The organism is Streptomyces chartreusis (assembly GCF_008704715.1).
Lineage (GTDB): Bacteria > Actinomycetota > Actinomycetes > Streptomycetales > Streptomycetaceae > Streptomyces > Streptomyces chartreusis.
The window spans coordinates 1,966,215-1,990,878 of the sequence record NZ_CP023689.1; the positions used below are offsets into that span (position 1 = coordinate 1,966,215).

Sequence of the window (24,664 nt, forward strand, 5' to 3'; positions counted from 1 at the left end):
GAGGAACCCCCATGCAGCACAGACGACCGGCGGCGCTCCTGGGCGCCGCCGCGCTCGTGGCCGCGGCCGGCACGTTCGGCTCCGCCGCACAGGCCGCCGACACACCGAGGACCGGTCTCGGCAAGGACGGCCAGAAACTCACCGTCTCCGCCTCGGCGAACCTCGACCCCGAGGGCGAGACGCTCCGCGTCACCGGCTCCGGCTACGACGCGACGAAGGCCGTCTACGTCGCCCTGTGCAAGGACAACGGCGACAACCGCGCCCCCGGCCCCTGCCTCGGCGGCGCCGACCAGACCGGCACCGGGAGCTCCTCGCAGTGGGTCGTCCCCGAGGGCGACGAGTACGCGGGCGACCTGGCCGTGCAGTGGGGCACGGGAGGCACCTTCGACGTGGAGATCGCCGTCAGGGCCAAGGACACGAGCCTCGACTGCGCCAACGTCACCTGCTCGGTCGTCACCCGCGTCGACCACCGCAACCCCGGCGACCGCTCCCAGGACGTCCGTGTCCCCGTCGGCTTCGAGGGCCAGGACCCCGGCGACGGCGGTGACGGTGACGGTGTGGACGTGCCCGCCGGCACGGTCGGATATGTCAAGGCGGCCGAGTTCACGGCGGCCGGCGAGGTGAAGGACCTGCTGCTGCACCCCGGCTCCGGGAAGCTGTACGCCGGTTCGGAGGACTTCGTCGACACCGGTGACGTCAACGAGCGCGGCCTGTACGCCCTCGACGCCGCCGACGGCAAGGTCCTCACCCACGTCAGCCAGGCCCCCGGCACCGGCGGCACCATGGCGGCCCGCAACGTCGCCCTGATCGCCGCGCCGCTCGCCGGTGACGGCGTCGTCTTCCACTACCCGCTGCGGGGCATCGGCACCGCCAGGGACGGTGACACCGCGGCGGCCGGCGCATGGCTCGCGGGCGCCACGGTCACCGGTGCCGGCCCCGGCACCGAGGCCGGCACCACCCTGGTCGCACAGGGCCCCGCGCTCTCCGAGATCCGGACCGCGACCGGCGCGGTCGAACGGACCCTCACCCTCGACGGCGGCTCCCAGCTCGGCGTCGACCCCGCGCACGACGCGGCCTGGTCCGCCGGTTCCGCGGGCGGACAGCTGCGCCGCGTCGACACGAAGACGTTCACCGTCACCGCCACGGCCGAACTCCCCGCCGCTTCCGTCGGTTTCGTCGAGGCCGACCCCGCCACCGGCAACGTGTGGGTGGGCAGCGGCACCTCCGTGCTCGTGTACGACAAGGACGCCAAGCCGCTGACCACGCTGAGCGGGCCGGACGAGACCACGGACGTGGCCTTCGACACCGGCACCGGGCGCGCCTTCGTCGTCCGCCAGGACAACGGCGACAGCGGCAACGGCAACGACCTCAGCTCGCTGGCGGTGTACGACACCGGGACCTTCGAGGAGGCGGCGAAGCCGACCGAGCTCGTGGGCAACCACTCCCAGCTCGGCGAGGCCGCGGTCGCCGTCGCCCCCGGCGGCACCTCCGTCTACGTCAGCAGCCCCGCCGAGGGCAAGATCGTCAAGCTCGACCGGCGGATGTCGCCGAAGGTCGTCCGGTCCCCCACGGACCGGTCCGTCGCGCCGGGCGACAAGGTCACCTTCGTCGCGGCGGCCGAGGGCGCCCCGGAGCCCACGGTCCGCTGGCAGGTCAGCCCGGACGCCGGTCAGACCTGGTCGGCGATCGAGGGCGCCACCGGCAACACGTACGCCTTCACCGCGAAGGCCGCCCACGACGGGCACCGCTACCGGGCCGAGTTCACCAACTCGGCGGGTACGACCCGCACTTCGCCCATCACGCTCACCGTCACAGAGCCCGGCGACGGCGGCGACGGCGGGAGCGACGTTGGGGACACCGAGCCGTCCGGCAGCGGCACGGCCACCGGCCCGAACGGCCAGAGACTCACCGTCACCCCGGTCAACGACCTCGCCACGAAGAACCAGACCCTGAAGGTCACCGGCTCCGGCTACGACACGAAGAAGGGCATCTACGTCGCCCTGTGCGTCGACAACGGCGACGGCGAACCGCCCACGCCCTGCATCGGCGGCGTCGGCATGAGCGGTGGCTCGCAATCCTCGGCGTGGATCTCCTCCGACCCGCCGGACTACGGCGCGGAACTGGCGGTCCCGTACGGCGCGGGCGGCACCTTCGAGGTCCAGCTGACCGTGGACGCCAAGGACGAGTACACCGACTGCTTCAAGGCGACGTGCGTCCTGGCCACCCGCAACGACCACACCCTCTCCGGCGACCGCTCCCAGGACGTCAAGGTCCCGGTCCGCTTCGTCGGGCAGGACCCGGTGGACACGGATGACGGCGACGGCGGGTCCGGCGGCACGGGTGGCGACGGCGGCTCCGGCACGAGCACGTCGGGCGGCGGCACCGGCGGCACCGGCGGCGGGACCGCTTCCCCGACCGGCGGCACCGGCACCTCCGCCGCGGGTGGCAGCCTCGCCTCGACCGGCGTGACGGTGCTCTCCGTCGCGGCGCTCGCGGCCGCGCTGCTCGCCGCGGGCTGGGTGGCGTACCGCAAGGGCCGCAACGCCAACTGACGCACGGCAGAACCGAGTTCGCCCTCCGGCGCACGGAACCCGCACCGGAGGGCGTTCGTCGTTCGCACCGGTCCGTCAGACGGCGCGGCCCGCCACCACCCACTTCGACGGCAGCTCGATCCGGGTGCCGTCGGGCCCGTACTCCGCGGTGATCAGGGGTATTTCGCCGCTCGCGAGGATGCCGAGGCCGGCCGCCCGCAGGAACTCGGGCACCGCGTCGTCGGCCACCTCGCCCGGGGCGATGCCGTGCCGGAAGATCGGCGCGAGTTTGGGCGGCGGTCCCGACGGGCTCTGCGCCAGGCCCATGAGAACGGGCTTGGCCTCCTGGGAGAGCTCCACGAGGAAGGCCCGGCCGCGCTCGCCGACCAGCGTGGCGATGCCGTTCACCAGCTGCTGCCGGTCGTCGGGCTCGGTCTGGTGCAGCACGCCCCGCATATAGATGTTGACGTCCCCGAGCTCGGCGTGGAGCGTCTCCGCCTCGGCCTTCTCCACGGCGTCGAACAGCCGGTACGTCGCCTGTCCGGCGGGGTCGGCGTGGCGGGCGTGGTCGAGGGCCGCGGCGGACAGGTCGACGCCGACGACGCGCGGGAAGCGGTCGGCGAGGAACCGGGTCTGGGTGCCGTTGCCGCAGCCCAGGTCCACCATGGCCAGCCCGGGGTCGGCCAGATGGGCCTCGAACAGGGCCAGATGGCGTCCGGCGGTCAGGGCCGGCTCGGCGTCCCAGAACACCGCCCCCTGTTCCTCGGGGGCTTCACGCCAGAAGCCCTCCCAGGCCTCCCGGTACCGACTCGTCACGCTCATGAACGACTCCCCAGGTAGCGCTGCCGACCCGCCGTCAGATGGCGGGCGACTACGGTCTATCGCGGCGGGGTTGCGGCTACAAGCGCATGGCACATTCCTTCACTCCGCATTCGACACTCGTGCGCCGTTGCACGCCCTGCGCGTCACAAGTCGCAGGTCTTCGAGGCGCCGAGAGCCGGGAATCAGCGTCGCGGGAGCGTGAGTTCGAACCAGACGGTCTTGCCGGTGCTCGTCCGGCTCGTGCCCCACTCGCGCGCGAGCATGCTCACCACGCGCAGCCCGCGTCCGGCGTCGTCGAAGGGGCCGGCGCTCAGCAGGGTCGGCAGATCGTGATCGTCGTCGTCCACCTCGCACAGCAGCGTGTCGCCGCGGACGAGGCGCAGTTCGACCGGGCGGCCGTGGGAGTGCCGTAGGGCATTGGTGACCAGCTCGCTGACCAGCAGCTCGGCGGTGTCCGCGAGGCGGGCGAGGCCCCAGTCGTGCAGCTGTTCACGGACGACATCGCGGGCCCGGCCGACCTCTTCGGGGTCGAGGCCGATGCGCCAGGAGGCGACGTCCTCGGGTTCGATGCCGTTGAGGCGGGCCATCAGCAGGGCGACGTCGTCCTTGCGGCCGCCGCGGGTGTTGAGCGCGCGGATGATGGTGTCGCAGGCGTCGTCCATGGACGCGGCCGGGTGGGCTGCGGACTCGCAGAGGGTCGCGAGTCCGACACCGATGTCTTCGCCGCGCATCTCGACCAGGCCGTCGGTGCACATCACCAGTCGGTCGCCGGGTCGCACACGCACGCGTACCGCCTCGAAGGGCACCCCGCCGACGCCGATCGGCGCTCCCGTGGGCAGGTCGAGCAGCTCGCTGCGCCCGTCGCCGGCGCGAACGAGGACGGGCGGTATGTGACCGGCGTTGGCGATGTGCAGTTCGCTCGCGATGGGGTCGTAGACGGCGTACAGGCAGGTCGCGAGGTAGGTGTCGCCGAGGCGCTGGGCGAGGTCGTCGAGGTTGCGCAGGAGCTGGGCGGGCGGCAGGTCGAGAGCGGCCATGGTCTGCACGGCCGTGCGCAACTGCCCCATCATCGCGGCCGAGTTGAGGCCGTGGCCCATGACGTCGCCGACGACGAGGGCGGTGCGGGCGCCGGGGAGCTTCACGGAGTCGAACCAGTCGCCGCCGACCCGGCCGAGCAGGGTGCCCGGCAGATAGCGGGTGGCGATGTCGCAGCCCGCCATGCGCGGCGGGATGTGCGGCAGCATGCTGTCCTGGAGGGTCTCGGCGACGCTCTCCTGGTAGGTGTACATGCGCGCGTTGTCGAGCACGAGGCCCGCGCGGGCGGCGAGTTCGGCGCCGGTGACGCGGTCCATGTCGTTGAACTCGACGCGCTCCGGGTGACGCAGCAGGATCATGAAGCCCAGCACCACATTGCGGGCCTTGAGCGGGACGACAAGCATGGAACGGCCGGTGATGAGCGGCCGGATGTCCCGCTTCTCGAACTGCGAGGCGATGGCGTGGCCCATCTGCTCGCTGATCCGCGGCACGAGGACGGGCTCACCGCTGGTCATGCACTGGAAGAAGGGGGTGTGGGCCGGAAAGGGCATGGCCTCGCCGACCGGTACGACGTCGTCCCAGCGGCCGGGTTCGTCGGTGTGCTCGACGGCGACCCGGTGCCACATGGTGGTGGTGTCCGGCGCCCCGTCGGGGAATCCCTCGCCGGCGACGACCTGTTCGCGCAGATAGGTGCCGGCGACGTCGGTGAACCGGGGCACCACGGCTCTGCTGACCTCGACGATGGTCCGCGACAGGTCGAGGGAGGTGCCGATGCGGCCGCTGACCTCGTTGAGGAACTCCAGGCGTTCACGGACCGCGGTGTACTCGAGGTCCTCGGCCTCGTCGGAGTACTCCCGCGGTATGGGTAAGCCCTGGGCGGCCGCCTGTGCGGCGCGCTCACGGCGTGCCCTGCGCTCCACGCGCCGGGGCACGCCCCAGTCGGGGGTGACGGGCACCCGGTCGTTCTGGCTGAACTCCAGTACCGGATAGCCCAGTTCGAGGATCTGGCCGACGATGCGGGCGCTCTCGTCGACGCTCATGCTGGGCAGGATCTCGGGGAGCTTGCCCGCGAGATCCTCGGCGCCGGGGAAGTCGGTGTGCAGGGCGAAGCCGGGCGCGACGCGATCGAAGCCGGGGTCGTCCTCGCCGTCCTCCTGCCGGAGGCGGCCCACGTCGGCGCCGAGCACGAGGAGCCGCTCCGGTCCGGGGCCGATCAGCGGGTAGGCCCACCACAGCACGTCGACGCGGTCCCGCTCGGGGACCGTGAGCCGGGCGCGGCCCGCGGCGGGGTAGTACAACCGCCCGTCCAGGGACGTCTCCAGATCGTGGCCGAGTCCGTCGTACGCCCCGTAGGCGCCGTACAGCGAGGGGTCGTCGTCCTCGGGCAGTGCGCCGGAGACCGGCAGCAGATCGACGGCCGGTCGGCCGAGCGCCTCTTCCTTGGTGGCGCCGAACAGACGGCGTGCGCCGGAGCTCCAGTGGGAGACCAGGCCTTCGCGGTCCACCACGACCACGGCCAGCGGGATGCGTCCGGACGCGGCGTGTTCCGTCACCGCGCCGTCCCTCTCGGTGCCACGGTTCATGGCCCAGGCCCTCTCTCCCCAAGGCTCCGCAAGATCTGCGCGCCCTCACCACCGTACGGCTCGGTGCCTCGATGATGTGACTCAATACGGGAATTGATGTATCGGGATCATTGGCGGGCGACAGTGTGCGCCGGTGTCCGCCCCCGGCGCGTCCGCGCTGGACAGCCCGGGTGCGGGTGGTTCCGGTTCAGTCCTCGTGACTCAGCTGAAGATCTCGTTCCGTTCGGCCTCCTCCGGCGACCTGGAGCACGGTGGCGACCGGCGGGTAACCGGCGGCGATGACGGTGTACTCGCCGGACGACAGGTCGACGAAGCGGAAGGTGCCGTCGGGGCCCGTGGTGAGCGTGTCCATGACGTTGCCGGCGGCGTCGAGGAGCGTCACGCGCGCGTCCTCGACGGGACGTCCGCCGCACGCCCGCACGGTGCCCCGCAGCAGGGCGCCGCCGGCGAGTTCGATGTCCTGGCGGGTCTCGCGGGCCGCCTTCACGGTGGCCGGGACGGCGGCAGGCCGGAAGGCGGGCGCGCTCGCGGCGAGGGTGTACTCGCCGGCGACCAGCTCGGTGATGACGTAGCCGCCCTCGCGTCCGCTGCGAGTGGTGGCGACGACCTCGCCCCGGACGTCGGTGAGCGTGACGGTGGCGTCCACGGGGGTGCCGTCCGGGGTGAGCACGGTTCCGGCGAGGCGTCCGGCGCCGCCGAGGACGATGTCCAGTTCGACGGGGCGCTCGCCGACGGTCACGGTGACGGCCTGCGGCTGGTGCCCGCCCGCCGCGGCGATCATGACGTACGCCCCCGCGCCGGGCGCCGCCAGCGCGTACCGCCCGTCCTGGCCGCTCGCGCCCCGGCCGACCTGCTGCCCAGCGACGTCGATGAGGGTGAGCGCCGCGTGCGGTACGAACGTCCCGTCGGGGTGCTGCACGGTGCCGTGGACGGGGAGCGAGGGGGCGTGCGCGGAACGGGCCTGCGGGACGCGGGAGTTCACCGGGGCGGATGCCGTCTCGGGGGCGGGGGCGTCGGGGGACGCTGCGCTGTTCACGAGGGGGATCTCCTTGAGGAAGCAGGCGATGAGCAGTCCGAGCACCAGCACCGGCACGAGGTAGAGGAAGATCCTCGGCATGGCGTCGGCGTAGGCCTGGATGTAGGCGTCGCGCAGCGCCGGGGGCAGCGAGTGGACGAGCTGCGGGGTGATGGACTCGGGCTCGGGCAGGTGCGCGCCGGCGTGCGCGGGGAGCCGTTCGGCCAGGGCGTCGGTGAGCCGGGCCGCGAACAGGGTGCCGAAGATCGCCGCGCCGACGCTGCCGCCGATCTGCCGGAAGTAGTTGTTGGCGCTGGTGGCGGTGCCGAGGTCGGTGGGGCGCACGGAATTCTGCACGGCGAGGATCAGCACGGGCATCACCATGCCGATGCCGGCGCCGAGCACGGCCATCCAGATGCTGTAGTGCAGCCGCGGGGTGTCGCTCTCCAGGCGGGACAGCAGCCACATGCCGAGGACCGACAGGGCGCTGCCGAGCACGGGGTAGATCCGGTACCGCCCGGTGTGGCTGATGAGCTGGCCGCAGACGATCGAGGCGCCGACGATGCCGCCCATCATCGGCAGCATCAGCAGGCCCGACTCGGTGGCGGTGGCGCCGTCGACCATCTGCAGGAAGGTCGGCAGATAGCTGGCGGCGCCGAACAGGGCCACGCCGATCACGAGGCCGACAAGGCCGGTGACGTTGAAGACGGAGTCCCTGAACAGCCGTAGCGGGATGAGGGGTTCGGCGGCGAAGTGCTCGGCGACGAGGAAGAGGACTGCGGCGACGGCCGCGCCCGCGCCGAGGCCGAGGATGACTCGGGAGTCCCAGGCGTACTCGGTGCCGCCCCAACTGGTCAGCAGGACCAGGCAGGTGGAGGCGGCGGCCAGCAGCAGCGCGCCGAGGATGTCGAGGCGGGCCCGGCCGGCGGGCTTGGGCAGCTTCAGCACGACCGTGACGACGGCGAGGGTGACCAAGCCGAAGGGGACGTTGACGTAGAAGCACCAGCGCCAGGAGAGGTGGTCGGTGAAGTAGCCGCCCAGCAGGGGTCCGGCGACCGAGGCGAGGCCGAACGCGGCGCCGATCAGGCCCATGAAGCGGCCGCGTTCGCGGGGCGGCACGATGTCCGCGATGATCGCCTGGACGCCGATCATCAGCCCGCCCGCGCCGATGCCCTGGATCGCGCGGTAGGCGATCAGCTGGTCCATGGTCGCGGCCCGGCCGGCGAGCGCGGAGCCGATGACGAAGACGACGATCGCGAACTGGAAGACACCCTTGCGGCCGAGGAGGTCGCCGAGCTTGCCGTAGACCGGGAGGCCGACTGTGGCGGTGAGCAGGTAGGCGGTGATCGCCCAGGACATCCTGTCCAGGCCGTGCAGCTCGCCGACGATCTTCGGCAGCGCGGTGGCGACGATCATCTGCTCCAGCGCGGCGAGCAGCAGCGCGAGCATCAGGCCGAAGAAGACCAACCGCACCCGGCGCGGGCCGAGTTCACCGGCCGGCGCCGGTGCGGGAGGGGGGACGTCCGGCGCCGCCGCGACCGGTTCGTCCTGTACCAGAGTGCTCCCGCCCACGTGCCGTTCCCCTCGTCGCGCTGCTGCACAATTTCCGCGTAAGCGAACAACTACGAGCAAGCGCGACGAGTTACGGAACCGGGTCGGTCGACGATGGAATCCACCCGATCCGGTGAGGGGGCCAACGACCGCCGGGCACCGGTGGGTTGAAGGGCCCGGGAAGTCGCCTCCCCGGGTCGGCCGGCAGGTGCTACTTCTCGACCTCGGCGGCGAGCTTGACCAGCAGCGCGTCGTAGATCCGGCCGAGGCCCTTGGGCGCGAAGGTCCTCTCGAAGAAGCCGCCGATGCCGCCGGCGCCCTGCCAGGTGCTGGTCACGACGACCCGGGACCTGCCCTCGCCGGCCGGGGTGACCCGCCAGGTGGTGACCATGGAGGAGTTGCGGTCCTTCTCGACGAGCTCGCCGTCGGTGGGCTCGCTGACCTCCAGGAGGCAGTCGCGCACCCGCTTGCTGGTGGCCTGGAGCTTCCAGTGGACGAGGGTGCCCTCGCCGTCGCCGCCCTCGCGCACCTCGTACTCGCTGAAGTGCTCGGGCAGGAGCTTCTGCCGGGTGCCGCTGTAGTCGGCGAGGGCGTCGAACACCTTCTCCGCGTCCGCCGCGACGACCCGCTCCGTAGTGGCCTCGACCTGCGCCATTGACTTCCTCCAGGACCAGAATTCTCGGGGGCTGGAGCAAGCCAACCACCCCGCTCCCGGCCCGCCCAAATCGGGGTCCCGAACTCTTCCCCGAAGCGGTCGCACAGTGATCGAAAACGAAGCACGGCAAGAGGTCGCACGATCAAGGGAACATGTGTTCTATTCTGTGGGCAGTGCTACCGAGGAGGCCTCATGCGCTGGGAGAACCTCACCCTGGAGTCCGACCACAGCCGTGCCGACTCCGCGCTGTTCGGCGCGGACGCGGTGGTCACCCGTACCTTCGACACGCCCGAGTTCGCCGGGATCACGTTCCACGAGATCCGGGCCCGCTCGATCCTCAACCGGGTGCCGGGCGCCTCGCGCATGCCCTTCGAGTGGACGGTCAACCCCTATCGGGGCTGCTCGCACGCGTGCGTGTACTGCTTCGCGCGCAAGACGCACAGCTATCTGGACCTCGACACGGGCCTCGGCTTCGACTCCCAGATCGTGGTCAAGGTGAACGCGCCGGACGTGCTGCGCCGCCAGCTCGCCTCGCGCCGCTGGCAGGGCGACCACATAGCGATGGGCACGAACGTCGACTGCTACCAGCGCGCGGAGGGGCGCTACCGGCTGATGCCGGGGATCCTCGCCGCCCTGCGGGACCACGCCAACCCTTACTCGATCCTCACCAAGGGCACGCTCATCCTGCGCGACCTCGACCTGCTGAAGCAGTCGAGCGAGGTGACCGACGTCGGCATCTCGGTGTCGGTCGGCTTCGTCGACCCCGAGCTGTGGCGCACCGTGGAGCCGGGCACGCCCGCCCCGGAACGGCGCCTGGACGTCGTACGGACCCTGACCGAGCACGGACTCGGGTGCGGGGTACTGATGGCGCCGGTGATCCCGTTCCTCGGCGACAGCCCGGCGCAACTGCGGGCCACCGTGCGGGCGATCGCCGCCTCCGGGGCCACCTCGGTCACCCCGCTGGTGCTGCATCTGCGGCCCGGGGCCCGTGAGTGGTTCATGGCGTGGCTGGGCCGTGAGCACCCGTATCTGGTGCGCCGCTACGAGCGGCTGTACGCGGACGGCGCCTACGCGCCGAAGTGGTACCAGCGCCGGATCACCCGTCAGGTCCACGACCTGGCGCAGGAGTACGGCATCGGCCCCTCGCGGGCGGGGATGCCCCGACGGATCCGCGAACCGGAGCCTGCCGAGGCCGGGGCGACGACAACCGAGCCGACCCAACTCTCGCTCATTTGAGAGCATTGGAGGGCATCCCTCGACCCAATCGGGTCAAGTGTGATCATAAGAAGTTCTCCCGGGCGTCCATGCCGGGACGATGCGGCCAGGACCGCGACCCTCGCGGCCCCAGACCCTCCGTCCTGGGGAGGACCCCATGGGAAAACGCGCAGCCGTACTGTGCGGCGCCGCCGTCCTCGTCGCCGGGACCGTGACGGCCGTCCCCGCGCAGGCACAGACAGCGCCCCTCGCCTGGAAGAAGTGCGGCACCGCGAAGTACCCGAGGCTCCAGTGCGCGTCCCTCGAAGTGCCGCTCGACCACAGCGCCCCGCAGGGCCGGCGGATCACCCTCGCGCTGTCCCGCGTCCCGCACACCGCGAAGAAGTACCAGGGCCCCCTGCTGGTCAACCCCGGCGGCCCGGGCGGGAGCGGCCTGACCCTCGCCGGTTTCGTCGCCTCGGCGCTGCCCAAGGCCGTCGCCGCCCAGTACGACGTCATCGGGTTCGACCCGCGCGGGGTCGGCAGGAGCAAGCCCGCCCTCGACTGCAAGCCGCGCCACTTCGCCCCGGTGCGCCCCGACTCCGTGCCGGTCACACCGCGCGCTGAGCAGGCCAACCTGTCGCGCGCCCGGGCCTTCGCGCGGGCCTGCGCCGAGAAGTACGCGAGCGTGCTGCCGTACATCGACACCATCAGCTCCGTGCGCGACATCGACCGCATCCGTGCGGCCCTGGGCGAGCGGCGGATCAACTACTTCGGCTACTCGTACGGCACCTATCTGGGCGCCGTCTACGCCAAGCTCTACCCGCAGCGGGTGCGCCGGGCGGCCCTGGACTCCGTCGTCGACCCGACCGGCGTCTGGTACGGCGCCAACCTCGCGCAGGACATCGCCTTCGACGACCGGCACCGTGCCCTCATGGCCTGGATCGCCAAGCACGACGCGACCTACCGGCTCGGCACCGACCCGGCGCGGGTCGAGGCCAAGTGGTACGCGATGCGGGCGGCGCTGGCCAGGAAGCCGGCCGGCGGCAAGGTGGGCGCCTCGGAACTCGAGGACACCTTCCTGCCCGGCGGCTACTACAACGGCTACTGGCCCTACCTCGCCGAGGCGTTCGCGGCGTACGCGAACAAGAAGGACACCGCCCCGCTGACCGAGGCGTACGCGAACTTCGGTGCCGCCGACGCCTCCGACGACAACGGCTACAGCGTTTACGCGGCGGTGCAGTGCCGGGACGCCTCCTGGCCGCGCGACTGGCGGCGGTGGCGGACGGACAACCGGGCCGTGTACGCCAAGGCACCGTTCATGACCTGGAACAACGCCTGGTACAACGCGCCGTGCGCGTTCTGGCCGACGAACTCGCTGCGCTCGGTGGACATCGCCAATACGAAGGTGCCGCCGATGCTGCTGTTCCAGGCGACCGACGACGCCGCCACCCCGTACGAGGGCGCCGTCACGGCCCACCGGCGGCTGGCCCGCTCCAGCCTGGTCGTCGAGCGCGGCGGCGGCAACCACGCGGTCACGCTGGGCGGGAACGCCTGCCTGGACAAGCACCTCGCGGCCTACCTCGCGGACGGCACGGTGCCGCGCGGCACGGGCACGGTCGACGCGGTGTGCGACGCGCGGCCCGACCCGAAGCCGCTGAGCGCCAAGGCCAAGGTCACGGCGTCACGCGGCGCCGAACTGCACGGACTGCTCGGTTTCCGGCACTGAGCGGCCGATGACCCGTCGGGGGCGTTGTCAGTGCCATGCTCCACGATGGACGCATGAGTGAGCTGACCAGGATTCCCGCCCCCGACGGCGTCGCCCCCGCCGCCCAGTACTCGCACGTCGTGCTGGGCACCGGCCGTTTCGTCGCCGTCTCCGGCCAGCTCGCCCTGGACGAGGACGGCGAACTCGTCGGCGAGGGCGACGCGGCGGCGCAGGCCCGCCAGGTCTTCGAGAACCTGCGGCGCTGTCTGACCGCCGCCGGGGCGACCTTCGACGATGTCGTCAAACTCACCTATTTCGTCACGGACATGGCCCATATGCCCGCCGTCCGCGCGGCCCGCGCCGAGCACATACCCGACGACCGGCTGCCGGCCGCGTCGGCGGTCCGGGTCGCCGGTCTGGTGCGTCCGGAGTTCCTCATGGAGGTGGAGGCGTACGCGGTGCTGCCGGGTTAATGGGCCGCGCCGCCCCGGCCGGCACGCCTAGGGTCCCTTCATGGACGACGACCGCATACGGATCCGCCCCATGACCCCGGCCGACTGCGACCGGGTCGCCGAGATCCGCATCGGCGGCTGGCGCAGCGCCTACCGGGGACTGGTACCGCAGTCCTACCTGGACGCCCTGGATGTGGCGCGGGACGCCGAGCGCCGGCGCGGCTATTTCTCGCAGCGCGACGCAAGCGTGGTCGACCTGGTCGCCGTGGGGGCACCTCCCAGGCCGTCCAGGCACTGGGGGAGGGACGGCGAGATCGTCGGCTGGGCCTGCCACGGTCCGTACCGCGACGGCGAAGCGCGCACCGAGGACGTCGAGTTGTACGCCATCTACGTCGACCCCGGGCGGTACGGCACCGGCATCGGGCACGCCCTGCTCCAGGAGTCGGTGCGCCGCTGCACGGCCGCCGGTCATTCCCGGATGCTGCTGTGGGTGCTCAAGGACAACGCCCGCGCCCGCCGCTTCTACGAGCGGGCGGGCTTCCGCGCGGACGGCGCCGAGGAGCCCTTCGAGGTGGAGGGGGTCGAGGTGCCGGAGGTGCGGTACGCGCGGGAGTTGACGCCTCACCGTTGACGGGGGATCAGCGCCAGCGCCCGTACCGCCGCCTCCGCGAGGGTCGGATGGGCCAGGGCCTCGTTGAGGACCTGCCGGGCCCGCGCGTCGCCCAGCGCGCCGAGCCCGTCCACACAGGCGAGGGCCACCCGGCGGTAGGGGTCGTGCGGACGCAGCCGCCGCTCCAGGGTGGTGATCAGGGCGGGGACGGCCTCGGGGGCGCGCAGTTCGACCAGGAGCCGGACGGGGTGCAGCGCGTAGGCGACGCGGAGTTCGTTGGTGGCGAGGGCGGCGGCCGCGCGGGCCGTGCGCGGGTCGCCGAGGCGGGCGAGGGCGTGGGCTGCGGAGACACAGCGCTCCGGATCGCGATGGTTGAGCAGCAGGACGAGCGACTCGAAGGCCCGCCGGTCCCGGGCGAGGCCCAGCCGGAACGCGGCCAACTCCCTCGCCCACAGCGGCTGCCCCGGCGCGACCAGCACCTCCGCCAGTTCGTCGAGGTCCCCGGTCGCCACGAGGCGGTCGTACGCGGCCGACGCTCCCGACTCCTGCCGTAAGCGCTCCGTGAGTGATCGCAACTCTTCGTCCATGATGCCGAGCGTATGCAAGCGGCCCGCGGTACGGGACCTACATCACAAAGACGGGGGCTGGCGCGCTCGTTACCCACCGGTTAAGCTCATACGAGCGAGTTACCCACTCGCACACTTGCTTGCAGCGGCCTGGTGACGCAGCCGCCGCGAGTGCTGGTCGGTTCGGTACTTCAGGTACCTCAGTACGACTCGGCTCCGGGACAGGGCCGGTCGGATCGCTGTTCCCCGAGGCGTGTGCACGCTCTCGGCGACGGCACCGGGCGTGTGCGCCAGCAGCCCGGCAACACCCGCACTCAGTCTCCTCATCCGCACCCGGTGCGCGCTCTTCGCGCACTCGGGCGCGCTCCCAGTCGTCACCCTCATTCCTGGAGTCCCGCGATGGCCACTCCCCTGTCCGACACCCCTCAGTCCCCGCTCAAGACCGTCGCCGTGGTCGGCCTCGGCACCATGGGCACCGGTATCGCCGAGGTCCTGGCGAAGGCCGGTCGCGAGGTCATCGGCATCGACATCAGCGAGGCCGCGACCGCCAAGGCCGTCGCCGCACTGGAGTCCTCGACCGCCCGCGCCGTGGAGCGCGGCCGGCTCACGGAGGACGAGCGCACGGACGCTCTCGCCCGCGTCCGCACCTTCACCGACCTGCGGGCCGCGGCCGACGCCGACCTGGTCATCGAGGTGGCTCCGGAGTCGTACGAGATCAAGCACCAGATCTTCCGCGAGCTGGACGGGATCGTGCGCCCCGGGACGATCCTGGCGACCGGCACCAACGCCCTGTCGGTCACCCGGCTCGCCGCCGACTCGGCCCGCCCCGAGCGGGTGCTCGGCCTGCACTTCTTCAACCCGGCGCCGGCGATGCGGCTGGTCGAGGTGGTCTCCTCGGTGCTGACCGCGCCGACGGCCGTCTCCGCGGTCACCAACCTCGCCCTGGACCTCGGCAAGGAGCCCGTCGCGGTCGGCGACCGGCCCGGTTTCGTCGCCGACGGCCTGCTGTTCGGCTACCTCAACCAGGCCGCCGCCATGTACGAGGCGAAGTACGCCTCCCGCGAGGACATCGACGCCGCGATGCGGCTGGGCTGCGGCCTGCCGATGGGTCCGCTGGCGCTGCTCGACCTGATCGGCGTCGACACCGCCCGTACGGTCCTGGACGCCATGTACGCCGAGTCCCGCGACCGGCTGCACGCCCCCGCGCCGATCCTCAAGCAGCTCAGCGAGGCGGGCCTGACGGGCCGTAAGTCTGGCCGTGGCTTCTACACCTACGAGGCCCCCGGCAGCGCCACCGTCGTGCGGGACGCGCTGACGCCGCTGGAGGGCGCCGCCCTGACCCCGGGCCGGACCGTCACCTCCGTCGGTGTCGCGGGCTCCGGCACCATGGCGTCCGGGATCGCGGAGGTCTTCGCCAAGGCCGGGTACCAGGTCGTGCTCGCCGCCCGCAGCGAGGAGAAGGCGCACACCGCGAAGGCCAGGATCGGCAAGTCCCTGGCGCGCTCCGTGGACAAGGGGCGGATGACCGCCGAGGCCGCCGCGCGGACCCTGGACCTGATCACCGCGGCGGGCAGCTACGACGCGTTCGCCGACGTCGATCTCGCCGTCGAGGCCGTCGCCGAGGACCTGGAGATCAAGCGTCAGCTGTTCGCGACGCTGGACAAGGTCTGCAAGCCGGGCGCGGTGCTGGCCACCACCACCTCCTCGCTGCCCGTCGTCGCCTGCGCCCGTGCCACCTCGCGTCCGCAGGACGTGATCGGCATGCACTTCTTCAACCCGGCGCCGGCGATGAAGCTGGTCGAGGTCGTCCGCACGGTCCTGACGGCCGACGACGTCCACGCGACGGTCCGCGAGGTCTGCGGCCGGATCAGGAAGCACGCCGTGGACTGCGGCGACCGGGCCGGGTTCATCGTGAACGCGCTGCTGTTCCCGTACCTGAACAACGCGATCAAGATGGTGCAGGAGCACTACGCCACCCTCGACGACATCGACGCGGCGATGAAGCTGGGCGGCGGCTACCCGATGGGCCCGTTCGAGCTGCTGGACGTCGTCGGACTCGACGTCTCCCTCGCGATCGAGAAGGTCCTGCACCGCGAGTTCCGCGACCCGGGTCTGGCTCCGGCGCCGCTCCTGGAGCACCTGGTGGCCGCGGGCTGCCTCGGCCGCAAGACGGGCCGCGGCTTCCGCGAATATGCCCGCCGCTAAGGGACGTCCCGGCGACTGGTTCAGAGACGGTCAGGAGTGGGGCGGGCTGCTGGACCCCGGCAGCTCTCCCCCGGTCGTCCGGCGCGGCCCGGCCCCGACCGCCGAACCCGGTACTCCCCCGCCCGCGAAGGGCGGGGGAAACCCCGTGCATGCGCATCAAGCTGCGCACATGCAGTACGTTCGGGTCATGTCCCAGCCCGCCAAGTCCTCACGTACACCCACGACGCCCGACGCGCCGGAAAGTGCCGCCGGCAGTCGCGCGGCCGCTCAACGGCTCAAGATGCGCCGCGAACTGGCGGCCGCGGCGATGGAGCTGTTCGCGACCAAGGGGTACGAGGCGACCACCGTCGACGAGATCGCGGCCGCGGCCGGGGTCGCCCGCCGTACGTTCTTCCGCCACTTCCGTTCCAAGGAAGAGGCGATCTTCCCGGACCACGACGACACCCTGATCCGCGCCGAGGCGGTCCTGAACGCCGCCCCGGCCCATGAGCACCCGCTCGACACGGTGTGCCGCGGCATCAAGGAAGTCATGCGGATGTACGCGGCCCGGCCGGAGATCTCGGTCGCCCGCTACAAGCTCACGCGTGAGGTGCCCACCCTGCGCGAGGCGGAGATCGCGTCGGTCGCCCGCTACGAGCGCCTCTTCACCCGCTACCTCCTCGGCCACTTCGACGAGCACGCCCACGACGACGACGCCAACGACGACCCGCTGCTGGCCGAGGTCGCCGCGTCGGCCGTGGTCACCGCGCACAACCACGTACTGCGGCGCTGGCTGCGGGCCGGCGGCCAGGGCGACGTGGAGGCACAGCTCGACCACGCCTTCGCGATCGTCCGCAGGACCTTCGGATCGGGCATCGGGGCGGGCCGGGACACCGCCCCGCGCACGGCACCGGCCTCGGTGGCCGCGCAGGGCGAGGTGCTGGTGACGGTGGCCAGGACCGACGCCCCGCTGGACGAGGTGATGCGGACGATCGAGCAGGCGCTGAAGGAGCGGGCCTAGGCGGTCCGGTCCGGCCCCGGGCCCGACTCGGTACGCACGCGATGGATCCCCCGGCGGGAACCATCGCGTGCGCTCGTCCGTCCTCCATGTCGAGGCACGATCTTCGTGGTGTGCGACGGAAGCGAGTTGCCATGCAGGCGGACGACCCGACCAGGCTCGAAGCCACTCTCACCGACGGACGGCGTATGACCCTGTCCCTGCCGCAGAGCGACGCGAAGTGGGCCGCGGACGGCATAAAGGGCCTGCGCGTCGTCCCGCCCACCCACACGGGCCGCGGCGAGGAGCCGCCCGCCCTCCCCGACGAGCCGATGCTCCCGCTGAAGATGGCACTGCTCGGCTTCGACGGCTAGCCCCGACGCCCGACGCCAAGCCGCCCCGTTTACCGGGGCGGCTTTTTTGTGCCTCGAGATGACCGGCAGATGACGACCGAAAGCGCCCGATTGATACCTACTCGCGAGTAGCTTTGATCGATCATCGCTCATTTGTTACGTAAAGATTTCATCTGAGAGCAAGTTCTGGCACTCGGTGCCTTGCCAGGTGACACGCCGTGCCATACGTTGAAAGTGTCCGGGCGGCCGGCGTGCAGAGACCTTTCGTACGTCGGCTGTCCCCGCAAGTCCCTCCCGGGACCTGCGCGCCCGGGCGCCTGCGTCACAGGCAACCTCCCGCGCCACAAAGCGCTGCCGAACAGCAAGACCCGCCGAACCGACGGCAACCACCCGAAATCCCTCAGCAGCACCGACGTAACCCTCAGCACCCCTCCCTCAGGGTGCGCATCGCCGGAGGCAACACCGTGACCACTCAGGCCATTCTGGACGCGATCCAGTCGCCGGACTCGACGCCGGACGACTTCGCCGCCCTGCCGCTCCCCGAGTCGTACCGCGCGATCACCGTGCACAAGGACGAGACGGAGATGTTCGCGGGCCTTGAGACCCGTGACAAGGACCCGCGCAAGTCGATCCACCTCGACGAGGTGCCGCTGCCCGAGCTCGGCCCGGGCGAGGCCCTGGTGGCCGTCATGGCCTCCTCGGTCAACTACAACTCGGTGTGGACCTCGATCTTCGAGCCGCTGTCCACCTTCGGCTTCCTCGAGCGCTACGGCCGCACGAGCGACCTGGCCAAGCGCCACGACCTGCCGTACCACATCATCGGCTCCGACCTCGCGGGCGTCGTCCTGCGCACCGGCCCCGGCGTGAACTCCTGGAAGCCCGGTGACGAGGTCGTCGCGCACTGCCTGTCCGTCGAGCTGGAGTCCTCGGACGGCCACAACGACACGATGCTCGACCCCGAGCAGCGCATCTGGGGCTTCGAGACGAACTTCGGCGGCCTCGCCGAGGTCGCGCTCGTCAAGTCCAACCAGCTGATGCCGAAGCCGGGCCACCTGAGCTGGGAGGAGGCCGCCGCTCCCGGTCTGGTCAACTCCACCGCCTACCGCCAGCTGGTCTCCCGCAACGGCGCCGGCATGAAGCAGGGCGACAACGTCCTGATCTGGGGCGCGAGCGGCGGACTGGGCTCCTACGCCACGCAGTTCGCGCTGGCCGGCGGCGCCAACCCGATCTGTGTCGTCTCCAGCGACCAGAAGGCGGACATCTGCCGCTCGATGGGCGCCGAGGCGATCATCGACCGCAGCGCCGAGGGCTACAAGTTCTGGAAGGACGAGCGCACCCAGGACCCGAAGGAGTGGAAGCGCTTCGGCAAGCGCATCCGCGAGTTCACCGGCGGCGAGGACATCGACATCGTCTTCGAGCACCCCGGCCGCGAGACCTTCGGCGCCAGCGTCTTCGTCACCCGCAAGGGCGGCACCATCACCACCTGCGCCTCGACCTCGGGCTACATGCACGAGTACGACAACCGCTACCTGTGGATGTCCCTGAAGCGGATCATCGGCTCGCACTTCGCCAACTACCGCGAGGCCTGGGAGGCCAACCGGCTCATCGCGAAGGGCAAGATCCACCCCACCCTGTCGAAGGTCTACTCCCTTGAGGAGACCGGCCAGGCCGCGTTCGACGTGCACCGCAACCTCCACCAGGGCAAGGTCGGCGTGCTGTGCCTCGCCCCCGAGGAAGGTCTCGGCGTGCGCGACGAGGAGATGCGCGCCAAGCACATCGACGCCATCAACCGCTTCCGCAACGTCTGAGACACCCGGGGTCATAGATGACTGAGCGTCAGCCCGCCGAAGGCAAGCGGGAGAAGGACCGGCCGTGGCTCATGCGGACCTATGCCGGTCACTCCACGGCCGAGGCGTCCAACGAGCTGTACCGGCGCAACCTCGCCAAGGGCCAGACAGGTCTGTCGGTCGCGTTCGACCTGCCGACCCAGACCGGCTACGACTCCGACCACATCCTCGCCCGCGGCGAGGTCGGCCGGGTCGGCGTGCCGGTGGCCCATCTCGGTGACATGCGCCGGCTGTTCCAGGACATACCCCTGGAGCAGATGAACACCTCGATGACGATCAACGCCACCGCCATGTGGCTGCTGGCGCTCTATCAGGTCGTCGCCGAGGAGCAGGGCGCGGACATCACCAAGCTCCAGGGCACGACCCAGAACGACATCGTCAAGGAGTACCTGTCGCGGGGGACCCATGTCTTCCCGCCGGGGCCCTCACTCCGGCTGACGACGGACATGATCGCGTACACGGTCTCCCACATCCCGAAGTGGAACCCGATCAACATCTGCAGCTACCACTTGCAGGAGGCGGGCGCCACACCGGTCCAGGAGATCGCGTACGCGATGTCCACCGCGATAGCGGTTCTCGATGCCGTGCGCGACTCAGGGCAGGTCCCCCAGGAGAAGTTCGGGGACGTCGTGGCCCGTATCTCCTTCTTCGTGAACGCGGGCGTCCGCTTCATCGAGGAGATGTGCAAGATGCGGGCGTTCGGGCGGATCTGGGATCAGGTCACGCGCGAGCGCTACGGCATCGAGAACCCCAAGCAGCGCCGCTTCCGGTACGGCGTCCAGGTCAACTCCCTCGGTCTGACCGAGGCGCAGCCGGAGAACAACGTCCAGCGGATCGTCCTCGAGATGCTGGCCGTGACGCTGTCGAAGGACGCACGCGCCCGTGCCGTGCAGCTGCCCGCCTGGAACGAGGCGCTGGGGCTGCCCCGGCCCTGGGACCAGCAGTGGTCGCTGCGCATCCAGCAGGTCCTGGCGCACGAGAGCGACCTGTTGGAGTACGAGGACATCTTCGAGGGCTCGCACGTCATCGAGACGAAGGTCGAAAAGCTCGTCGAGGAGTCGCTCGCCGAGATCGAGCGGATCCAGGAGATGGGCGGTGCGATGGCCGCCGTCGAGTCCGGCTACCTCAAGTCGCAGCTCGTCTCCTCGCACGCCGAGCGCCGTGCTCGTATCGAGTCCGGCCAGGAGAAGATCATCGGCGTCAACATCTTCGAGACGACCGAGCCCAACCCGCTGACCGCCGACCTGGACACCGCGATCCAGACGGTCGACCCGGCGGTCGAGGCCAGGGTCATCGCGGGCCTGGAGCACTGGCGCGACACCCGCTACCAGCCGCCCTTCAACCACCCGCGCCCGTGCAAGGCGCTGGACAGGCTGAAGGAGGCCGCCAAGGGCACCGACAACCTCATGGAGGCCACCCTGGAGTGTGCCCGCGCCGGTGTCACGACCGGCGAGTGGGCCGGGGCCCTGCGCGAGGTGTTCGGCGAGTTCCGGGCACCCACGGGTGTCTCGTCGGCTCCGGTGGCCGTGCCGGCCGAGGAGGGCAGCGCGCTGTCCCTCGTCCGCCGCAAGGTCCAGCTGACGGCGGACGACCTCGGCGTCGGCAAGCTGCGCTTCCTGGTCGGCAAGCCGGGCCTGGACGGGCACTCCAACGGTGCCGAGCAGATCGCCGTCCGTGCGCGTGACGCCGGCTTCGAGGTGGTCTACCAGGGCATCCGGCTGACGCCGGAACAGATCGTGGACGCGGCCCTCGCCGAGGACGTGCACGCGGTCGGCCTGTCGATCCTGTCCGGTTCGCACGCCCAGCTGGTGCCGGACGTGCTGGAGCGGCTCCGTGTGGCCGGTGCCACAGATATACCCGTGATCGCCGGTGGCATCATCCCGAATGGTGATGCCGACCAGCTCAGGGCCGCCGGAGTGGCTGCCGTCTTCACCCCGAAGGACTTCGACATCACCGGAATCATCGGCCGCATCGCCGACGAGATCCGGAAAGCGAACAAGCTCGACCCCCTGGAGGTCCCCGCATGACGACCGTCAACCGCCTTCGCCCGCGGCGCTCCTGCCTGGCCGTACCGGGCTCGAACCCGCGCTTCCTCGAAAAGGCGCAGGGTCTGCCGGCTGACCAGGTCTTCCTCGACCTCGAGGACGCGTGCGCCCCGCTCGCCAAGCCCGAGGCGCGGCACACCATCGTCAAGTTCCTCAACGAGGGCGACTGGACCGGCAAGACGAGGGTCGTGCGCGTCAACGACTGGACGACCGAGTGGACGTACCGCGACGTCGTCACGGTCGTCGAGGGCGCCGGCCAGAACCTCGACTGCATCATGCTGCCGAAGGTGCAGACCGCCGAGCAGATCGTCGCCCTCGACCTGCTGCTGACGCAGATCGAGAAGACGATGGGCTTCGAGGTCGGCAAGATCGGCATCGAGGCGCAGATCGAGAACGCCCAGGGCCTGAACAACGTCAACGAGATCGCGACGGCGTCCCAGCGCGTCGAGACCATCATCTTCGGCCCGGCCGACTTCATGGCGTCCATCAACATGAAGTCGCTGGTCGTGGGCGAGCAGCCGCCCGGCTACCCGGCGGACGCCTACCACTACATCCTGATGAAGATCCTGATGGCCGCCCGCGCCAACAACCTCCAGGCGATCGACGGGCCCTACCTCCAGATCCGCAACGTCGACGGCTACCGCGAGGTCGCCCAGCGCGCCGCCGCGCTCGGCTTCGACGGCAAGTGGGTGCTGCACCCTGGCCAGGTCGAGGCGTCCAACGAGATCTTCTCGCCGTCGCAGGAGGACTACGACCACGCCGAGCTGATCCTGGACGCGTACGAGTACTTCACGTCCGAGGCCGGCGGCAAGAAGGGCTCGGCGATGATCGGCGACGAGATGATCGACGAGGCCAGCCGCAAGATGGCCCTGGTCATCTCCGGCAAGGGACGCGCCGCCGGCATGCAGCGCACGTCGAAGTTCGAGATCCCGGAGGCCTGAGCGCGATGCAGTTCGGACGCACCTACGAGGAGTTCGAGGTCGGCGCGACGTACAAGCACTGGCCGGGCAAGACGGTCACGGAGTACGACGACCACCTGTTCTGTCTCCTCACGATGAACCACCACCCGCTCCACATGGACACGAACTATGCGGAGAAGACGACGGACTTCGGCAAGAACGTCGTCGTCGGGAACTACATCTACTCGCTGCTGCTCGGCATGAGCGTGCCGGACATCTCCGGCAAGGCCATCGCCAACCTGGAGATCGAGTCGCTCAAGCACGTGGCGCCGACCTTCCACGGCGACACGATCTACGGCCAGACGACCGTGCTCGACAAGTGGCCGTCCAAGTCGAAGAACGACCGCGGCATCGTCTACGTCGAGACCAAGGGCTACAAGCAGGACGGCACTCTGGTCTGCGTGTTCCGCCGCAAGGTGATGGTGCCGACCGAGACGTACATCAAGGAGCGGGGCGGCGAGCAGCCCGGCCGCCCCGAGCTCAAGGAGCAGGAGAAGTAGTCATGGCGCGACTCGCCCAGACCGCCGGTCTGACCGACATCCAGCAGGAGATCCTGTCCACCGTCCGCGACTTCGTGGACAAGGAGATCATCCCGGTCGCGACCGAGCTGGAGCACCGCGACGAGTACCCGCAGCAGATCGTCGACGGCCTCAAGGAACTGGGCCTGTTCGGCCTGATGATCCCCGAGGAGTACGGCGGCCTGGGCGAGTCCCTCCTGACGTACGCCCTGTGCGTCGAGGAGATCGCCCGCGGGTGGATGTCGGTGTCCGGCATCATCAACACCCACTTCATTGTGGCGTACATGCTCAAGCAGCACGGCACGCAGGAGCAGAAGGACCACTTCCTGCCGAGGATGGCGGCCGGCGACATCCGCGGCGCCTTCTCGATGTCGGAGCCGGGTCTGGGCTCGGATGTGTCGGCGATCACGTCGAAGGCGGTGAAGGACGGCGAGGAGTACGTCCTGAACGGCCAGAAGATGTGGCTGACGAACGGCGGCACGTCAAGTCTGGTGGCCGTTCTCGTCCGAAGTGACGAAGGACACCCCGAGGGCACGGCGCCCCACAAGTCGATGACGACCTTCCTCGTCGAGAAGGAGCCCGGCTTCGGAGAGGTCCGCCCCGGCCTCACCATCCCCGGCAAGATCGACAAGATGGGCTACAAGGGCGTCGACACGACCGAGCTCATCATGGACGGCCTGCGAATTCCGGCCAATCGGGTGCTCGGCGGCGTCACCGGGCGCGGCTTCTACCAGATGATGGACGGCGTCGAGGTCGGCCGCGTGAATGTGGCGGCGCGTGGCTGCGGCGTCGCTCAGCGTGCGTTCGAGCTGGGCGTTCAGTACGCACAGCAACGACACACCTTCGGTAAGGCGATCGCCCAGCACCAGGCCATTCAGTTCAAGCTGGCCGAGATGGCTACCAAGGTCGAGGCCGCGCATGCCATGATGGTGAACGCGGCACGCAAAAAGGACTCCGGGGAACGAAACGACCTTGAGGCTGGGATGGCGAAGTACCTCGCCTCCGAGTACTGCAAGGAGGTCGTGGAGGATGCATTCCGGATCCACGGCGGCTACGGCTTCTCCAAGGAGTACGAGATCGAGCGCCTCTACCGCGAGGCTCCGATGCTGCTGATCGGTGAAGGAACTGCCGAGATCCAAAAAATGATCATCGGTCGCCGGTTGCTCGAAGAGTATCGCTTCCAGGGCTGAATGTCCGGATACGGGGTGTTTTCTTGGAGAAGAAGATCACACCCCGTCAACACTCTTCGGCCGCCGACTCGGCTTCCTGGCTTGCCCAGTTGTGGCCCACGACCGGTACCATCCCGGGAAAGCCGCCGTCCCCTGTTACCGCGCGGCATCATCCGCTACGAAGGTCATCCATGCCCCACAGCCAAACCTCTGCACCACGCGACAGCCAGGTCGGCGGCGTACGCCTCGCGCGCGGAGCATCGCCGTGGCTTCTCCCGACCGTCGCCACCGCAGCCGTCAGCCTGCTGCGCGCTCGCCGCTCCGGCGTCGCCAAGGCCGTCGCCGTGCCCGCCACCGCTCTCGCAGCGGGCATGCTGTGGTTCTTCCGCGACCCCGAGCGCGAGATCGCCCAGGGCCGGGTCATCTCGCCCGCCGACGGTGTGGTGCAGAGCATCATGCCGTGGAAGGACGGCCGCACCCGCGTCGCGATCTTCATGAGCCCGCTGAACGTCCACGTCAACCGTGCGCCGCTCTCCGGCACGGTGACCTCCGTGGAGCACATTCCCGGCGGGTTCGTTCCGGCGTTCAACAAGGAGAGCGAGAACAACGAGCGCGTGGTCTGGCATTTCGACACCGAGCTCGGTGACATCGAGATGATCCAGATCGCCGGCGCGGTGGCCCGCCGTATCGTCCCGTACGTCCCGCAGGGGACGAAGGTCGAGCAGGGTGACCGGATCGGTCTGATCCGCTTCGGCTCGCGAGTCGACATCTACCTGCCCGAGGGCGTGGAGGTCGCGGTCGAGGTCGGGCAGAAGACCGTGGCTGGGGTGACTCGCATTGACCGTGATTGATCCTGAGACCCAGCCGGGC

The 24,664-nt window shown here is 70.4% G+C and carries 19 protein-coding genes; 14 read left to right on the forward strand and 5 right to left on the reverse strand.

Annotated elements, in window-relative coordinates:
- Positions 1-11: 11 nt before the first annotated feature.
- A complete protein-coding gene (locus CP983_RS08190; protein ID WP_150499112.1) occupies positions 12-2,552 on the forward strand; it encodes an immunoglobulin domain-containing protein in 2,541 nt (846 codons plus the stop codon).
- 75 nt (positions 2,553-2,627) lie between these two features.
- Here the strand turns inward: CP983_RS08190 and CP983_RS08195 are convergent, their stop codons facing one another.
- The 4 genes from CP983_RS08195 to CP983_RS08210 all read right to left on the reverse strand — a co-directional run bounded on the left by CP983_RS08195 (position 2,628) and on the right by CP983_RS08210 (position 9,192).
- Positions 2,628-3,353, reverse strand: coding sequence for a class I SAM-dependent methyltransferase (locus CP983_RS08195; RefSeq protein ID WP_150499113.1), 726 nt, complete (start codon positions 3,351-3,353; stop codon positions 2,628-2,630).
- Positions 3,354-3,535: 182 nt separating this feature from the next.
- Entirely contained in the window at positions 3,536-5,971 is a 2,436-nt protein-coding gene (locus tag CP983_RS08200) for an ATP-binding SpoIIE family protein phosphatase (RefSeq protein ID WP_150499114.1), read from the reverse strand.
- A 187-nt stretch (positions 5,972-6,158) separates the two neighbouring features.
- Positions 6,159-8,558 carry an MFS transporter gene (locus CP983_RS08205; protein WP_150499115.1) on the reverse strand — a complete coding sequence of 800 codons (2,400 nt, stop codon included), beginning with the start codon at positions 8,556-8,558 and terminating at the stop codon, positions 6,159-6,161.
- Between the two features lie 190 nt (positions 8,559-8,748).
- Positions 8,749-9,192 carry an SRPBCC family protein gene (locus tag CP983_RS08210; protein WP_107907984.1) on the reverse strand — a complete coding sequence of 148 codons (444 nt, stop codon included), beginning with the start codon at positions 9,190-9,192 and terminating at the stop codon, positions 8,749-8,751.
- A 192-nt stretch (positions 9,193-9,384) separates the two neighbouring features.
- Between CP983_RS08210 and CP983_RS08215 the strand changes: the two genes are divergently transcribed.
- From CP983_RS08215 to CP983_RS08230, 4 genes are all read left to right on the forward strand, one after another.
- A complete protein-coding gene (locus CP983_RS08215) occupies positions 9,385-10,428 on the forward strand; it encodes an Rv2578c family radical SAM protein (RefSeq protein ID WP_150499116.1) in 1,044 nt (347 codons plus the stop codon).
- 136 nt (positions 10,429-10,564) lie between these two features.
- On the forward strand, positions 10,565-12,115 hold the full coding sequence (locus CP983_RS08220) for an alpha/beta hydrolase (protein ID WP_150499117.1): 1,551 nt from the start codon (positions 10,565-10,567) through the stop codon (positions 12,113-12,115).
- Between the two features lie 53 nt (positions 12,116-12,168).
- Positions 12,169-12,567, forward strand: a complete 399-nt coding sequence (locus CP983_RS08225; RefSeq protein ID WP_107907981.1) for a RidA family protein — start codon at positions 12,169-12,171, stop codon at positions 12,565-12,567.
- A gap of 40 nt (positions 12,568-12,607) precedes the next feature.
- Positions 12,608-13,177 carry a GNAT family N-acetyltransferase gene (locus CP983_RS08230; RefSeq protein ID WP_150499118.1) on the forward strand — a complete coding sequence of 190 codons (570 nt, stop codon included), beginning with the start codon at positions 12,608-12,610 and terminating at the stop codon, positions 13,175-13,177.
- Here the strand turns inward: CP983_RS08230 and CP983_RS08235 are convergent.
- Positions 13,168-13,743 carry an adenylosuccinate lyase gene (locus tag CP983_RS08235; protein WP_125526848.1) on the reverse strand — a complete coding sequence of 192 codons (576 nt, stop codon included), beginning with the start codon at positions 13,741-13,743 and terminating at the stop codon, positions 13,168-13,170. The two genes, CP983_RS08230 and CP983_RS08235, sit on opposite strands and share 10 nt — an antisense overlap.
- A gap of 378 nt (positions 13,744-14,121) precedes the next feature.
- Here CP983_RS08235 and CP983_RS08240 point away from each other — a divergent pair, with 378 nt between their 5' ends.
- The 9 genes from CP983_RS08240 to CP983_RS08280 all read left to right on the forward strand — a co-directional run bounded on the left by CP983_RS08240 (position 14,122) and on the right by CP983_RS08280 (position 24,645).
- Positions 14,122-15,927: a 3-hydroxyacyl-CoA dehydrogenase family protein gene (locus CP983_RS08240; protein WP_150499119.1), complete on the forward strand. Its 1,806-nt coding sequence runs from the start codon at positions 14,122-14,124 to the stop codon at positions 15,925-15,927.
- Between the two features lie 187 nt (positions 15,928-16,114).
- The gene (locus CP983_RS08245) at positions 16,115-16,927 is read left to right on the forward strand and encodes a TetR family transcriptional regulator (protein ID WP_185843955.1); all 813 of its coding nucleotides are present in this window, start codon (positions 16,115-16,117) and stop codon (positions 16,925-16,927) included.
- A 131-nt stretch (positions 16,928-17,058) separates the two neighbouring features.
- A complete protein-coding gene (locus CP983_RS08250; RefSeq protein WP_150499120.1) occupies positions 17,059-17,277 on the forward strand; it encodes a hypothetical protein in 219 nt (72 codons plus the stop codon).
- 443 nt (positions 17,278-17,720) lie between these two features.
- Positions 17,721-19,064, forward strand: coding sequence for a crotonyl-CoA carboxylase/reductase (ccrA, locus tag CP983_RS08255; protein ID WP_107908387.1), 1,344 nt, complete (start codon positions 17,721-17,723; stop codon positions 19,062-19,064).
- Between the two features lie 17 nt (positions 19,065-19,081).
- Entirely contained in the window at positions 19,082-21,130 is a 2,049-nt protein-coding gene (locus CP983_RS08260; RefSeq protein ID WP_150499121.1) for a protein meaA, read from the forward strand.
- Positions 21,127-22,089, forward strand: coding sequence for an HpcH/HpaI aldolase/citrate lyase family protein (locus CP983_RS08265; RefSeq protein ID WP_125526851.1), 963 nt, complete (start codon positions 21,127-21,129; stop codon positions 22,087-22,089). Before CP983_RS08260 ends, CP983_RS08265 begins: the two co-directional genes overlap by 4 nt.
- A gap of 5 nt (positions 22,090-22,094) precedes the next feature.
- The gene (locus tag CP983_RS08270) at positions 22,095-22,607 is read left to right on the forward strand and encodes a MaoC family dehydratase (protein WP_030948303.1); all 513 of its coding nucleotides are present in this window, start codon (positions 22,095-22,097) and stop codon (positions 22,605-22,607) included.
- A gap of 2 nt (positions 22,608-22,609) precedes the next feature.
- The gene (locus CP983_RS08275) at positions 22,610-23,815 is read left to right on the forward strand and encodes an acyl-CoA dehydrogenase family protein (RefSeq protein ID WP_107907975.1); all 1,206 of its coding nucleotides are present in this window, start codon (positions 22,610-22,612) and stop codon (positions 23,813-23,815) included.
- A 170-nt stretch (positions 23,816-23,985) separates the two neighbouring features.
- Positions 23,986-24,645, forward strand: a complete 660-nt coding sequence (locus CP983_RS08280) for a phosphatidylserine decarboxylase (RefSeq protein WP_030948297.1) — start codon at positions 23,986-23,988, stop codon at positions 24,643-24,645.
- Positions 24,646-24,664 lie beyond the last annotated feature (19 nt).

What these genes read in the sequence shown, in the direction of transcription:
- CP983_RS08190 (WP_150499112.1), top strand. Translation starts at nt 12, where the DNA reads ATGCAGCACAGACGACCGGCGGCGCTCCTGGGCGCCGCCGCGCTCGTG.
- CP983_RS08195 (WP_150499113.1), bottom strand. Translation starts at nt 3,353, where the DNA reads ATGAGCGTGACGAGTCGGTACCGGGAGGCCTGGGAGGGCTTCTGGCGT.
- CP983_RS08200 (WP_150499114.1), bottom strand. Translation starts at nt 5,971, where the DNA reads ATGAACCGTGGCACCGAGAGGGACGGCGCGGTGACGGAACACGCCGCG.
- CP983_RS08210 (WP_107907984.1), bottom strand. Translation starts at nt 9,192, where the DNA reads ATGGCGCAGGTCGAGGCCACTACGGAGCGGGTCGTCGCGGCGGACGCG.
- CP983_RS08215 (WP_150499116.1), top strand. Translation starts at nt 9,385, where the DNA reads ATGCGCTGGGAGAACCTCACCCTGGAGTCCGACCACAGCCGTGCCGAC.
- CP983_RS08220 (WP_150499117.1), top strand. Translation starts at nt 10,565, where the DNA reads ATGGGAAAACGCGCAGCCGTACTGTGCGGCGCCGCCGTCCTCGTCGCC.
- CP983_RS08225 (WP_107907981.1), top strand. Translation starts at nt 12,169, where the DNA reads ATGAGTGAGCTGACCAGGATTCCCGCCCCCGACGGCGTCGCCCCCGCC.
- CP983_RS08230 (WP_150499118.1), top strand. Translation starts at nt 12,608, where the DNA reads ATGGACGACGACCGCATACGGATCCGCCCCATGACCCCGGCCGACTGC.
- CP983_RS08235 (WP_125526848.1), bottom strand. Translation starts at nt 13,743, where the DNA reads ATGGACGAAGAGTTGCGATCACTCACGGAGCGCTTACGGCAGGAGTCG.
- CP983_RS08240 (WP_150499119.1), top strand. Translation starts at nt 14,122, where the DNA reads ATGGCCACTCCCCTGTCCGACACCCCTCAGTCCCCGCTCAAGACCGTC.
- CP983_RS08245 (WP_185843955.1), top strand. Translation starts at nt 16,115, where the DNA reads ATGTCCCAGCCCGCCAAGTCCTCACGTACACCCACGACGCCCGACGCG.
- CP983_RS08250 (WP_150499120.1), top strand. Translation starts at nt 17,059, where the DNA reads ATGCAGGCGGACGACCCGACCAGGCTCGAAGCCACTCTCACCGACGGA.
- CP983_RS08260 (WP_150499121.1), top strand. Translation starts at nt 19,082, where the DNA reads ATGACTGAGCGTCAGCCCGCCGAAGGCAAGCGGGAGAAGGACCGGCCG.
- CP983_RS08265 (WP_125526851.1), top strand. Translation starts at nt 21,127, where the DNA reads ATGACGACCGTCAACCGCCTTCGCCCGCGGCGCTCCTGCCTGGCCGTA.
- CP983_RS08270 (WP_030948303.1), top strand. Translation starts at nt 22,095, where the DNA reads ATGCAGTTCGGACGCACCTACGAGGAGTTCGAGGTCGGCGCGACGTAC.
- CP983_RS08275 (WP_107907975.1), top strand. Translation starts at nt 22,610, where the DNA reads ATGGCGCGACTCGCCCAGACCGCCGGTCTGACCGACATCCAGCAGGAG.
- CP983_RS08280 (WP_030948297.1), top strand. Translation starts at nt 23,986, where the DNA reads ATGCCCCACAGCCAAACCTCTGCACCACGCGACAGCCAGGTCGGCGGC.